This window comes from Planococcus halocryophilus (genome assembly GCF_022489025.1).
Lineage (GTDB): Bacteria > Bacillota > Bacilli > Bacillales_A > Planococcaceae > Planococcus > Planococcus halocryophilus_A.
Window position 1 is genome coordinate 179,262 of sequence record NZ_JAKVTG010000001.1, and the last position, 13,168, is coordinate 192,429.

General features: G+C 37.6%; 14 protein-coding genes. 11 read left to right on the forward strand and 3 right to left on the reverse strand.

Going from position 1 to position 13,168, the window contains the following annotated elements:
• Positions 1-51 precede the first annotated feature (51 nt).
• The 6 genes from MLE13_RS00845 (at position 52) to MLE13_RS00870 (ending at position 6,423) form a co-directional block, all read left to right on the forward strand.
• Positions 52-1,131, forward strand: coding sequence for an SDR family oxidoreductase (locus MLE13_RS00845; RefSeq protein ID WP_240747601.1), 1,080 nt, complete (start codon positions 52-54; stop codon positions 1,129-1,131).
• 221 nt (positions 1,132-1,352) lie between these two features.
• On the forward strand, positions 1,353-2,150 hold the full coding sequence (locus MLE13_RS00850; protein WP_240747602.1) for a TerC family protein: 798 nt from the start codon (positions 1,353-1,355) through the stop codon (positions 2,148-2,150).
• A gap of 212 nt (positions 2,151-2,362) precedes the next feature.
• Complete coding sequence (gene sigI / locus MLE13_RS00855) at positions 2,363-3,109, forward strand: RNA polymerase sigma-I factor (RefSeq protein WP_240747603.1); 747 nt, start codon at positions 2,363-2,365, stop codon at positions 3,107-3,109.
• Positions 3,106-4,335, forward strand: a complete 1,230-nt coding sequence (locus MLE13_RS00860) for an anti-sigma-I factor RsgI family protein (RefSeq protein ID WP_240747604.1) — start codon at positions 3,106-3,108, stop codon at positions 4,333-4,335. Before sigI ends, MLE13_RS00860 begins: the two co-directional genes overlap by 4 nt.
• Positions 4,336-4,551: 216 nt before the next feature.
• Complete coding sequence (locus tag MLE13_RS00865; RefSeq protein ID WP_240747605.1) at positions 4,552-5,901, forward strand: TrkH family potassium uptake protein; 1,350 nt, start codon at positions 4,552-4,554, stop codon at positions 5,899-5,901.
• Positions 5,902-5,979: 78 nt separating this feature from the next.
• Positions 5,980-6,423: a MarR family winged helix-turn-helix transcriptional regulator gene (locus MLE13_RS00870; protein WP_008429804.1), complete on the forward strand. Its 444-nt coding sequence runs from the start codon at positions 5,980-5,982 to the stop codon at positions 6,421-6,423.
• 59 nt (positions 6,424-6,482) lie between these two features.
• Here the strand turns inward: MLE13_RS00870 and MLE13_RS00875 are convergent, their stop codons facing one another.
• The gene (locus MLE13_RS00875) at positions 6,483-7,076 is read right to left on the reverse strand and encodes a hypothetical protein (protein ID WP_240747606.1); all 594 of its coding nucleotides are present in this window, start codon (positions 7,074-7,076) and stop codon (positions 6,483-6,485) included.
• Between the two features lie 60 nt (positions 7,077-7,136).
• Positions 7,137-7,751: a CPBP family intramembrane glutamic endopeptidase gene (locus MLE13_RS00880; protein WP_240747607.1), complete on the reverse strand. Its 615-nt coding sequence runs from the start codon at positions 7,749-7,751 to the stop codon at positions 7,137-7,139.
• Positions 7,752-7,952: 201 nt separating this feature from the next.
• Here MLE13_RS00880 and MLE13_RS00885 point away from each other — a divergent pair, with 201 nt between their 5' ends.
• From MLE13_RS00885 to MLE13_RS00905, 5 genes are all read left to right on the forward strand, one after another.
• The gene (locus MLE13_RS00885; protein WP_240747608.1) at positions 7,953-8,141 is read left to right on the forward strand and encodes a hypothetical protein; all 189 of its coding nucleotides are present in this window, start codon (positions 7,953-7,955) and stop codon (positions 8,139-8,141) included.
• A gap of 27 nt (positions 8,142-8,168) precedes the next feature.
• The gene (locus MLE13_RS00890; protein ID WP_240747609.1) at positions 8,169-9,104 is read left to right on the forward strand and encodes an AAA family ATPase; all 936 of its coding nucleotides are present in this window, start codon (positions 8,169-8,171) and stop codon (positions 9,102-9,104) included.
• Positions 9,105-10,259 (forward strand): DUF58 domain-containing protein, encoded by a 1,155-nt coding sequence (locus tag MLE13_RS00895; protein ID WP_240747610.1) that lies wholly within the window; start codon positions 9,105-9,107, stop codon positions 10,257-10,259.
• Complete coding sequence (locus MLE13_RS00900; RefSeq protein ID WP_240747611.1) at positions 10,256-11,467, forward strand: hypothetical protein; 1,212 nt, start codon at positions 10,256-10,258, stop codon at positions 11,465-11,467. Before MLE13_RS00895 ends, MLE13_RS00900 begins: the two co-directional genes overlap by 4 nt.
• Before the next feature lie 217 nt (positions 11,468-11,684).
• Positions 11,685-12,545 (forward strand): NAD(P)-dependent oxidoreductase, encoded by an 861-nt coding sequence (locus MLE13_RS00905; RefSeq protein WP_240747612.1) that lies wholly within the window; start codon positions 11,685-11,687, stop codon positions 12,543-12,545.
• A 42-nt stretch (positions 12,546-12,587) separates the two neighbouring features.
• Here the strand turns inward: MLE13_RS00905 and MLE13_RS00910 are convergent, their stop codons facing one another.
• Positions 12,588-13,049, reverse strand: a complete 462-nt coding sequence (locus MLE13_RS00910) for a YkyB family protein (protein WP_240747613.1) — start codon at positions 13,047-13,049, stop codon at positions 12,588-12,590.
• Positions 13,050-13,168 lie beyond the last annotated feature (119 nt).

Genomic DNA, 13,168 nt, shown 5'->3' on the forward strand with positions numbered 1-13,168 from the left:
GCTGTATATTATCAGAAAATTTAGTATGATAAATAAAAAGGGGCTGAAGTTATGGAAGAAATCGTATTTACCGGATTTCCGGGCTTTATCGCTAGTCAATTAATGTATAAGCATGCTCAGCAACATGAAATGATTTCAGCTATTATTTTACCATCGCAGCGAGAAAAGGCAGAAAAAGAAGCTAGAAGGATTGAAAAAGAAACCAATTGTCGTGCGATCAAATTGATTGAAGGCGATATTACGCAAGCAGGACTAGCGATTAATAGTAAAGACAAAGAATATCTCAAAGAAAAAACAGTGGTCTTCTGGCATCTAGCAGCCATGTACGATTTGGCAGTTCCAAGAGATCTCGCATGGCAAGTAAATGTGGAAGGAACACGGCACGTTAATGAATTTATTTCAAAAATACCAAATGTAAAACGTTACGTATATTTTAGTACGGCTTATGTAGCAGGAAATAGAGAAGGGATTATTTACGAAAATGAATTAGAGCGACCCGAAGCTTTCAAAAACTTCTATGAAGAAACCAAATTTGAAGCAGAACTACTTGTAGATGAACGAAAGAAATCATTACCGATTACCATTATCCGACCAGGAATTGTTCGTGGACATTCGGTTACAGGTGAAACCGTCAAATTTGACGGACCTTATTTCTTCCTGAATTTGATTGATCGAGTCAAGTTTTTGCCGTTCATTCCGTTTGTTGGACGATCAACATCTTATATAAATGTTGTGCCTATTGATTATATTTTAGAAGCTTCTATGTACCTTAGTAAATCCGCTGCTGCAACTGGACAAACCGTCCATTTAACAGATCCTAATCCGCATCCTATAGAAGAAGTATACCGAAACATGGTCCAGTTAATTACAGGGAAAAATCCGAAAGGTCGTTTGCCACATCGGTTAGCTCAAGTTTCTTTATCTATTGGTCCAGTCAGAAAAGCATTAGGCGTTGAAAAAGAAACCTTGGATTATTTGACATGGACGGCAGATTTCGATACAAAAAATGCAGAGCGGCTACTAGCAGAAAGCAACATTCGATGTGCAGATTTCATAGAGACTATGCCTGTAATGGTAGAGTTTTATCATGTACATAAAAATGACAAAAACTTTCAAATCCCCATTCGTTAAACTATGACATGAATTGAAAAGATGCTATACTAACATTACAACTCAATACACTTTGACTTTCAGTCAAGGGGGAGTAGCTATAGGGAAACCTATTTCACAGTCGTCAATACATGGTTAGTAGCCATCGGTTGTGATAGCAAACGAAATTTGCTTAGCGAGACCTTTGCCTTTATTTAGGCAAGGGTCTTTTTTGTTGGCAAAAAACAGGAGGAGAGAGCAGAATGGAAGCAGTATTATTGGAATATGCTTGGGTCTTACTCGTTTTAGTAGGACTTGAAGGGTTACTGGCTGCAGATAATGCAGTAGTAATGGCGGTAATGGTTAAACATTTACCAAAAGCACAACAGAAAAAAGCGTTATTTTATGGATTAGTAGGAGCCTTTGTTTTCCGTTTTGCAGCGTTGTTTATGATCACGCTACTCGTTAACATTTGGCAAATTCAAGCGCTTGGTGCGGCATATCTCTTGTTTATATCGATTAAGAGTATATATGATCAGCGCAAAGGTGATACAGATGAAGTTCTAGAAGGTATGGATGAAAAACCAAAGAAAAAAGGTTCTGGCTTCTGGATGACCGTATTGAAAGTTGAATTAGCAGATATTGCTTTTGCAATCGACTCAATGCTTGCAGCTGTAGCTTTAGCTGTTACATTGCCGCATTTAAATGTGTTTGGTATGAATGATATTGGTGGGATTAACTCAGGGCAGTTTATGGTCATGCTTGCTGGTGGTTTGATCGGTGTTATTATTATGCGATTTGCAGCACATAAATTTGTGCAATTGCTTGAAAAATATCCGCAACTTGAAACAGCAGCATTTGTTATCGTTGGATGGGTCGGAGTGAAGTTATTGGTTATGACTTTATCTCACGAAAATGTTGGCATCTTACCTCATGACTTCCCGCACTCGACACCGTGGACATTGGTCTTCTGGTCTGTATTGCTTGGAATTATCGTTGTAGGTGGAGTTCTTGGAGTTAAGCAAAATAAAGAACAAGCTAAAGAACACGAAGCTAAATAAATAATTGTTTGAAAAGTACTAATGAACTAAAGGTGCATTGAATCTAATTCAATGCACCTTTTTTCTATGAAAAAAAGGTAAATAAGGGGATACGGACAAAAGAATCATATTTAAAGCGAATAATGGTAGGGAAAGCAAAACATCCCTCTTTTAAATCTGGTGATGCAAAGTTACAATCATATAGATAATGACTTTGAGAAGGGGTGAATGGTGTGCTTTTAGCTTCATTAGGCTGGAAATTTGGGCGTATCGAGAAATCTGATGCTGAAACAATGGTATTACAGGTACAAGCCGGCGACGAGCAGGTATTACACGATTTACTTTCCCATTACTCACCTTTTATGAAAAAGACAGCATCGCAAGTATGCAAGCGGTTTATCGATGATCATGACGATGAATATAGCGTTGCCTTATCTGCGTTCAATGAAGCAATCCATAAATTCGACCAACAAAACAATGCATCGTTTTTAACATTTGCACATATGGTGATTCGAAGACGCGTTATCGATTTTATCCGTAAAGAAAGCAGGCGTGATGAATTTAGCCATGATTTTATGCCAGCATCAGAGACAGAAGAGCACAACGGCATCGCAGACCATGCAGCGACTAGTGCTTATAGTAGCGAGCAAGAAAATCAAAAAAGAAGCGAAGAAATAACACGATACGAAGAAATTTTAAAGGAATTTGATTTATCGTTTCAAATACTAGTGAAAGTTTCTCCAGCACATTCGGATGCGCGTATCACAGCGATTCAAATCGCTCAGTTAGTGGCGGAAACAGATGAGTATAAACAATATTTATTAGACAAGAAAAAATTGCCGATTAAAGAAATTGAAAAGCTTGTAAAGGTATCCCGTAAAACAATTGAGCGCAATCGAAAATATATAATTGCTATGGCTTTATTGCAGATGAGTGATTTGTACTTCTTAAAAGACTATTTGAAAGGGCGGTTAAAATGATGCGAAAACAATCCGGAATTTGCATTAAATCAAAAAAAGATCGCTCAATATTTTTAAAGGCAGATGGGCAATTTGTAAAAGGAACACCTGTGGGCAATCCTTTAAAAGGAGAAGAAGCTCTTTTTTATCCGCTTGAAAAAAAGCCGACTATTCGTATATTACCAACAATGGCTCCAATAACAGCTGCTATTGCCACAATTGTCTTGTTTATGTCGGCATTCTTTTTCCCTACTGAAGAAGCCTATGGTTATGTTCAAGTACAAGTCAATCCAGGGATTGAAATCGGAATAGACGAGGAATACAAAGTAGTGTCCGTTCGCGAATTGAATAGTGATGGTCATGAATTGATTCATCAGCTGGGAGACTGGAAGAACGATTCTTTACTTACAGTTTTAAATCGAGTGCTTGAGTTAGCGGTAACTGATCAAACGAGGGGCGTTACTATCACTGCAGTCGAAGAAGATAATAGTCAAGCTGAACAATCTATTAAAAAAGTCGTGTTGGCACTTTCTCTAGAAGTCGAAAATGACCAACTTGCGATTCAAATGAAAGAAGCCACAAAAGAACAATGGCGTCTTTCGAAGAAAGATCAAGTTCCAGTCGGACAAATGATTGAAAAAGTTGAAACGGTGAAAAATCAAGTAGAACCACAAGAACAATTATTAGAACAAGAAAAGTTGCCAGTGCCTACTCTGCAAGTTAAGGAAAAAAATATTTTAAAAGAACATAACAGCGTGAAAGAAGAAAAAGAGACAAAACCAAAACCAAAAGAAACATCCAATCTTCCTGTAGAGAAAAATGAAGATAAATCACTAAAAGAAAAACAGCAACAAAAAGAACCAAAGCAAAAAAGTAACAACAAAGAGTCATCAATCGACACTAAAAATACACCATCAGTGAAAACACAGAAAAAAACAGAACCAACAAAGGCAGAGCCTAAAGATAAGCTCAATAAGAAAGAAGAAAAAAAGATTGAGAAACAAGAAAAAGAGATAGAGAAAAAAGAAGGGAAAATAGAGGAAAAAGAAAAAAAGACAGAAAAAAAGACAGAAAAAAAGATAGATAAAAAGATAGATAAAAAGATAGAAAAAGACAGTAAAGATTTTAAAAAAGAAAAGCTAGAGAACGATTCTGCTGTGAACAGTCCCTCAACTAACAAAGAGAAAGAGCACAATAAAAGTAAAAAGGATGAAAAAAATACTAACAATAAAAGTGAGGGAAAGTAGGTGCTAATGACGTAAACAGAAATGTTTCGACAACACCGAAAGCTTATAACAAAGCGCTGGATTTACGTTGAGATTAATCAATAAAACGGCTCTAGTTAAGCAAGAAAAAGAGAAATCGAAAATCTATTTAACTTAGATTTTCGATTTCTCTTTCTTTTTGTCTATTCTTTTCATAGAATGAGGATAGAGTATAACGTTGAAGGGAATCCATGTCTTATGAATAAATCATTTCAAAAAGTGCGAAATCTAACACCTGCACAGGCGATTGTTTCGTATTATTTTGTGGCAATTGCAGTTTCCTTCTTATTACTAAGGCTACCGAATGTCCATAAACCAGGGATGACCATTCCTTTAATCGACAGTTTGTTTACTGCAGTAAGTGCTGTAAGTGTAACGGGACTGACGGTTATTAATGTTGTTGATACGTATACGGTCTTTGGTATCCTTGTACTAATGACTGTATTGCAGCTAGGCGGTATTGGAATAATGTCGATCGGTACATTTATCTGGCTTCTCTTTGGTAAGCGTATCGGGTTGCGTGAACGTCAGTTAATCATGGTCGATCATAACCAGTCGAGCATGTCAGGTGTCGTTAAATTAATACGAGAAATTGTGAAAATCATGTTGTTGATAGAAGCAGTTGGTGCACTTGTGCTGACAATTTACTTTACTCAGTATTTCCCAACGTTCCAAGAAGCATTGCTTCATGGTGTCTTCGGCTCAATAACAGCTACGACCAATGGAGGATTTGACATTACTGGTGAATCATTGGTGCCATATTTTAATGACTATTTTGTTCAAATTATAAATATGATCCTTATCATTCTAGGTGCTATTGGATTTCCAGTTTTAATCGAAGTAAAAGAGTTTATCTCCAATAAGCAAAAATACTTTCGTTTTTCATTGTTTACGAAAATCACAACGAGTATCTTTGCGATTTTACTAGCAGTTGGAGCTATCGGTATCTTTCTGTTAGAATCGGTAAAAGCGTTTAAAGGAATGACGTGGCATGAATCACTATTTGCCTCGCTTTTTCATTCGGTTTCGTCGCGTTCAGGTGGTTTAGTGACCATCGATATTACGCAATTTAGTGATGCCACAAATGCTTTTGTGAGTGCATTAATGTTTGTTGGTGCTTCTCCAAGTTCAGCAGGGGGAGGAATCCGAACAACAACTTTTGCGATTGCGATTTTATTTCTGATCAATTTTGCGCGAGGGAAAAACACGATTCAAATATTTAATCGCGAAATTGAGTTAATTGACGTTTTTCGTTCGTTCGCTGTTATCTTTTTGGCGTTTTTCATCGTCTTTACAGCTACCTTAGTGTTGCTTATCACTGAGCCTGCAGCTACGATTGTCGAAATTATATTTGAAATCACTTCTGCTTTTGGAACATGTGGCATGTCTTTAGGAATCACGAGTGACTTATCGGATATTGGGAAGTTCATCATAATGGCATTAATGTTTGTAGGACGTGTGGGATTAATCTCATTCCTCTTCACGATTGGTGGTAAAACAGATCCAACTAAATTCCATTATCCAAAAGAGCGCGTAATCATTGGATAACTTTAAAAGCTGTTATTTTTGTGAAAAAAGAACTATAATTAGTGTAATACAATTTAAGCAGTAGAAAGAGTGAGCCGAATGGACGAAGATATTAAACAATCGTTAAAGTTATTTATCGTGCTATCACGCGCACATAAAGCGATCACTGAACAAACTAATCAATTTTTTCAAGCAAGCGGAGTAAATCCTACTGAATTTGCTGTCTTAGAGCTGTTGTACCATAAAGGGAAACAACCGCTTCAAAAAATTGGTGGAAAAATTCTTTTAGCAAGTGGATCTATTACGTATGTGATTGATAAGCTTGAAAAAAGAGGGTATATTACACGCGTAAACAGCCCAAGTGATCGTCGAATTACTTATGCTGAAATATCGGAGTCAGGCAAGGAGTTCATGGCGGAAATTTTTCCGGAGCATGAAAAAAAGTTACATGAATTGACAGAAGCTTTATCAAGTGAAGAAAAAGATCAAGCCATCGAATTAATGAAAAAGCTCGGCTTGTCGATTAAAGATTTATCATACTGATCAAAAAAACCTTCTGGGATTCCAGAAGGTTTTTTGCTTTTTGCCTGAATTTGCTGTGACTACTGAATTGCTTTAATGGTTTTACCCATAGCCATAAAGTCATCAGTAGCATTAACTGTGCTATCGTCAAAAATGGTTAAGCGTACGATCAGGTTTTCTAGTTCATAGACAATTCCTGTGACAGTGCCTTCAGAACTTGGCACATTAAATACTGTTGACTGCGTAGTAGCATCATGATCAAAATCAGTGACTTCAACAGGCTCTTGGTCAGGGTTTACAGCTGCCAAAGTTTGTTTCATCGTATCTGCTACAAAATCATAGTCAGCTTCGTCAAGTGGGAATGTTTCAACCCGCATAAATACAGCTGTGTTATCTGCTACATATAGAACATCTTTATTTGGTTCTTCTGCAGTGAGTTCATACCCATCTTGAACATAAAGTTCATAATTTTGTCCATCACTTTGTGTCAGTGTCCCAGATGGTTCAGTTGGTTCTGTTGATTCACCTTCATCAGGCGTTGACTGCTCTTCTGTAGGCGTTTGTTCAGTAGATTCTACAGGCTCAGCGACTGTTTCTTCATCACGAGATAAACAAGCTGTGAGCAACAAGCTAACCACCATAACGGATGACAATAAAAATAAGTTCTTCTTCATAAAAAAATTCCTCCTTAGCTGGTTTGTCTATTAGACGTCCAAGTAGGAGGAATGTTTCACTTAAATAGATAATGGCATAATCAGAAACAGTAAGACAATCATGACCAAGTGAGCAACGATAATGACCGGTAAGCTTTTTTTCCATTCATAAAGAAATCCTAGAATTAAGCTGACAACAATACCAGCTAAAGCACCAAACCAAAATCCACCCAATGCTAGCGCTAATCCAAATAAAATTGAGCTAGCTAGAATCGCGATAGGGGTAGAGGCATATTGTTTTAGCTTTTGTTGTACTAAGCCTCTCCAAAAAATTTCTTCGCCTGGTACGATGATAAACATTAGCAACAAGTAATGCCAAATCGAGACAGGTGAGAATCTAGAAAGAAACCTTTCAATCGAGTTAGCGACGTTAAGTGGAGTCAAGAGCAATAATTGGTAACCAGCGATAAAGATACCGTATAAAAGTGCGCCGAAAATTATACCGTAAACCAATGATTTCCAAGTAGCGAGTTCATCGAAGATTTTAACGAATATGATAGCGAGAGACATAAGAATCAGCGTCGCAAATGTGTACATATACCAAAAGATCGCAGTATTTTCAAAGGCTAAATTATACAAAAAGAAAGCCAGTGGCAGCATCAAGATTAAAGGATGCCGTTTTAAAAAGTTAATCATGTAATCCTCCTAAATTTAAAGCCATGGAGACTTTTTTGACAAAGATGTCTAAGTTGTTTTCTTGCTGTATACTATTTTCTAGAACAGGTTTTCATAGACTGTTTAAAGCCGTTTCGTACACTGTTTAAAGTCAATATTTATCATCCGTTTAGTATTATAACAGAATAGCTTAGCAAAACTAAGGCAAAAGGAGAATAATTCATGACTGATTACAACCAGCAACTAGAAGATTTAAAAAATGGCATTGTCGAATCAATCACAATCGAAAAAGAAGACTTTTTAGAATTTCGGACAGTTTTGATTGGACGTGAGGATTTTAAGCATTTTCGTGGCACAGCCTATCATCATGGCACAACTGTTTACACATACACGATAGAGCCGTCAAAATAAGGTTAAAACAGGAAGCGGGGAGAATATGTGGAGAATTTAACACAAGTGAAAGCGCAATTAAATCGATTGGTCGTAGGCAGGGAAAAAGAAATAGACTTTATGCTAATTGCTTTAATTCAAGGGGGGCACGTCTTGCTTGAAAGTGTACCGGGTTCAGGCAAGACGTGGATGGCCAAAGCATTTGCAGGATCATTTGCAGGTCAGTTTCAACGAATTCAGTTTACGCCAGATGTTTTGCCGTCAGACGTGACAGGCATTCGCTTTTTTAATCCAAAAACACAAGAGTTTGAACTACGAGCAGGTCCAGTGCAAACCAATTTATTATTAGCTGATGAAATCAATCGCGCAACTCCGAGGACGCAGTCAAGTCTGTTAGAATCGATGGAAGAAAAACAAGCGACAATCGATGGAGATACGCTTCAATTACCAAATCCATTTATCGTCATCGCAACTCAAAATCCTGTCGAATCGCAACAAGGAACTTTTCCACTTCCTGCAGCGCAACTAGATCGTTTTTTATTCCGATTAGAAATTGGTTATCCAACATATGAAGAAGAACTTTCGATTATCCGGAACTTTCGTGATAACGTATCTCATAAAAAAGAAATTTTACCAGTCGCTTCCGTTACAGATGTACAGCAATGGCATTTAGATGCAGGTCAAGTATCTGTACATGAAGACATCGAAACGTATATTTTGTCGCTAGTCCGCGCGACTCGCGAACATCCGGCAATTGAACTTGGCTTAAGTTCAAGAGCAGCTTTGGCACTTGTTCATGCAGCGCAAGGTAAAGCATTTATAGAAGGACGAAATTTTGTGACGCCAGATGACGTCAAATACATACTCGAACCGGTAGCTGTTCACCGTTTAATGCTGACAGCTGAAGGAATGCTCGTTCAGGAACCGGTTGCGATTTTACGTGAAATTGTAAATTCGGTTTCTTCTCCGGTAGAGGCATTTTAGATGGTGTGGATGCGCCATGATGATGACTTAAAAAACATGAAATGGGTATTGGGCTTTTTACTTGTGTTGTTCTTTATAGCTATGGTGTTTTTACAATTTACTGCGGCAGCGGTCATTGTTTTTGTTGGTACAGTAGTAGGTTTGCAATTGTTTTATTTGAAGCAAGCCGGTACAAAATTAGTTTTTCAAAACAATCGCATGCGCAAACGTGTGCTTTATGATGGTGAGTCATCTTGGCAGCTGGTTTTTAAAAATGATGGCTTACCTATCTGGGGTGGTCAATTAAAAATTTGGTTTCATCATGCAGTGGAACCAATAGAGGAGCAACGGATAAGTACTGGAGATTTAGTAGAGCTTGAACTCCCTTTCACAATTGGTCATAACGAAACAATTGAACTAAATGTACCAGTCACAGGAAAGAAAAGAGGAATATCCCGCCTTACTAAAATGGAAGTGCTCATACCACAGCCATTTGGCGAAGGCAGTGTGACACTGGAGTACCAGCCTAGAATCTTGCAGGAGCAACTCGTGTTTCCAAAACTTCAGAAGTACCCTTTTGGTTATATGCCGTCTCCACAAAAACCAGGCGAATTCAATTTGAAGCATTCTTTATTTGATGACGCCTTTCAACCCATTGGTACACGTGATTATGTTTCTACAGATCAATTCAATCAAATTCACTGGAAAGCCAGTGTGAGAATGCAAAATTATCAAACCAAAATCTTTTCTCAAGTTGCAAATGAAACGATGCTTTTTGCATTGAATATTTCTGCGTATTATGGCACGATTCACGATTTAGAAGACCGAATCGAAGAACTCGCTTCGTATATCGAGAATTGTTTTAATACAGGTGTGCCTTATGCGATAGCAATCAATATTCGTTCAGCTGGCAAGATGCCGTATTTATACTTGTCTACAGGACAAGGACAAAAACAGCGTCAACAAGCATTAGAGTTGCTATCGGTCATTTCTAAAAATAATGCAACACTGGCTTTTAGCACCATGTTAGGGCATTTGGATATCCATAAAGAATTACCTTATACCACATACCTTTTAACCGATAAACCAGAAGAAGCTCTTCGTTTTATTAAGAAATGGAGCAGGCAAACTCAGTTGACTGTTTTACCAGGTAGAAAGGAACGTGATTTGGCATGACATCCCGCTTTATCTCGTTTCGTTATTTTATGTTGGATGCTTTTATCATTTCCTTAGTGCTTGTCTTTATCGATCAACCAATTGCATGGCGTTGGATAGCAATAGCTTTGCTCGTTTCAAGCAGTGCTTATTTATTGTTTTCAACATATGCTTATCGTTTAATAGTAGGAATTGGGATCTCTTTAATGGCAACACTAGTGATGTGGTTTGTGGGAATCCCGTTATGGCTAGCGCTGCTTTTAGGTATACTCATTATTTACATGCTCCATGGAAGGTTTGCAGTATTCTATAATGGATTTAGTGACGATCATCATTTCTTGATAAAATTTATTGTGGTTTTCAGCGTTTGCTGGGTTATTCTTTTGTTAAATCCTGAAGCGCAGTCAACTCAGTCGCTTTTTACCATTGTTCCTGTGGCAGTCCTATTTTATACAGTCTCTCATGTGATGTATCTATACGGTTTTTCTAAATCTGAGGGTGCGCGATTTTCTCAACTAGCTAATGCATTGATTGCTCTTTTTAGTATGGCTAGTGTTGCAGCGATTGTTACTTTTTATATCGCTGATGAAGTACGCCGCGGACTAGGCTGGGTTGTTGGCGGAGCCATTCGTCTCCTATTTTGGCCGCTCGCTCTTTTGATGGAGCAAGTCACAGAGTTTTTAGCAGGCTTATCGACAGAAGAAGAAATGCAAGAAACGATAAGTAAGCTAGGCCCAGATGAAAAAATGGTGCAAAACGATCAGCCCATATATGAAGCGGTGGCGACAGATTATCCGGTAGAAATGTTGTTAGGGCTTGTCATCTTGAGTTGCATAATTGTACTCATCTTGTGGCTGAGAAAAACAAAGCCAGAGTTACAAGAGCCAGTACAAGAAAATAGTAATAGCACAAAGAGATATAATCATCAATCAACAAAACCAGTTGTTTCGGTTGCCACAAAACCTTTAGAAAATCGAATGGATTTGCATCAAATTAGAGAAGTTTTTCGTGAACTTGAAAAAACAGCTAAAGAGCAAAATCTTGGAAGAGAAAAGTACGAAACAATACGGGAATGGATAGCTCGGATGAAGTGGGACGTCTCCGATTCTTTTTACCACACATACGACCGGGTCCGATATGGTGATAAACAGTTACCTGAGTTACAAGTTGCAGAATTTATTATGGACATCCAAAAAATAAAAAATGATTATTTAAAAGAAAATGTTTAAAGTCTTTTCAAGAGGGGGATAATATACTTGAACACAGCAACATTCTCATTTCCCCCTTTTGTGGTCGGTCCGTTTACGGATCGGCTTCTTTTTTTTTTGCATTTTTTCTTTGATGTCCATTTTTGACCGTCTCTTTACTGTCATTTTACGTTCTTATAAGTGTATATCTTGTAGAATTTTGCTAGACTGTAATTGAAACTAAAAGGAGGACATACATATGAAGCTTGGTTTTATCGGAACTGGTGTTATGGGGAATAGCTTAGTAAAGCATTTACTCGATGATCAGCATGAAGTTTCTATCTATACACGTACCGCTCAAAAAGCAAAGAATTTAATAGAAGCCGGTGCAGTTCTTGTTGATTCCCCTCAGAAAGTCGCTGAAACTAGTGAAGTGATTTTTACAATGGTTGGTTATCCTTCCGATGTAGAACAAGTTTATTTTGGTGAACAAGGATTATTAGAAAATGCAAAAAAAGGAACGATTCTTGTTGATATGACTACTTCGCAGCCACAACTAGCTCAACGTATTTTTGAAGCGGCTACTGAAAAAGAGCTTTATGCATTAGATGCTCCTGTATCCGGAGGAGATATCGGTGCTAAAAATGGTGTCCTATCCATTATGATTGGTGGAGAAAAAGAAGTTTACAAGAAAATTTTGCCTATCCTTAATTTGTTTGGAGAAAATATTGTATTCCAAGGCCCAGCAGGTTCAGGTCAGCATACCAAAATGTGTAACCAAATTAACATTGCTAGTAATATGATTGGCGTTTGCGAGTCGATTATTTATGCAAAAAAAGCAGGATTGGATCCTGAACGTGTATTGCGATCGATCTCTTCAGGTGCTGCAGGTTCATGGTCATTATCTAACTTAGCGCCAAAAATGATCAACGAAGATTTCCGACCAGGTTTTTACATAAAACATTTCATTAAAGATATGAAAATTGCAGCACAAGAAGCAGAGAACTGGGGATTAGATTTACCAGGACTGCGTATGTCATTAAGTATGTATGAAAAAATTGCAGCACAAGGTAATGAAGAAAATGGAACACAAGCTTTAATCGAGCATTACAAATCATAAAAACAGCCGAAAACCTTTAAAGGTTTTCGGCTGTTTTTGAACTTAATCAAAATAAGATTTTTTTGGAGAATAAAAACGATCAATTTGTCTTGGCTGGTAGGCTTTAGAGAAATTGGAAGTTGTCGACTCTTTTTTTTGCGGTTCCAATCCGGTCAATGCTCGTAAAATCTCTTTGGCCACTTTTAAATTCATGCGACTTGGCGGATTGCGGTAAGTATCGTCCAAGTGACCTAAATGTTCAAGTGAGGCGAAATCTTCTTTTTTCGGGAGCATGTGAAAATAATAATTGCCGCATTTAACGAGGACGGAAGATTGTTGTTGACTTTTCTGAGGGTTTTTACTGAAGTGTAAACCAATTTTTAATGCACGCTGTTTTTCAATCATCAAATTTAATGCTTCTTTTTTAAGAGCATATAAATATTGATTATCAGGAGCGGTTTTTGCGTGCCGGTTAACTGTGAAAATGGCTTGCGCGATATCTGAATCTGATTTAGCAGTTGGCATGGACTCATTCCCTTCATCCAAATTAGTGGTAGTTCGCTATCATCATATCAAAATTTCCAGACACTGTATACCGAAGGAGCATATCTAATAAAAGGGAAAATCCATAGCTTTGTAGAACT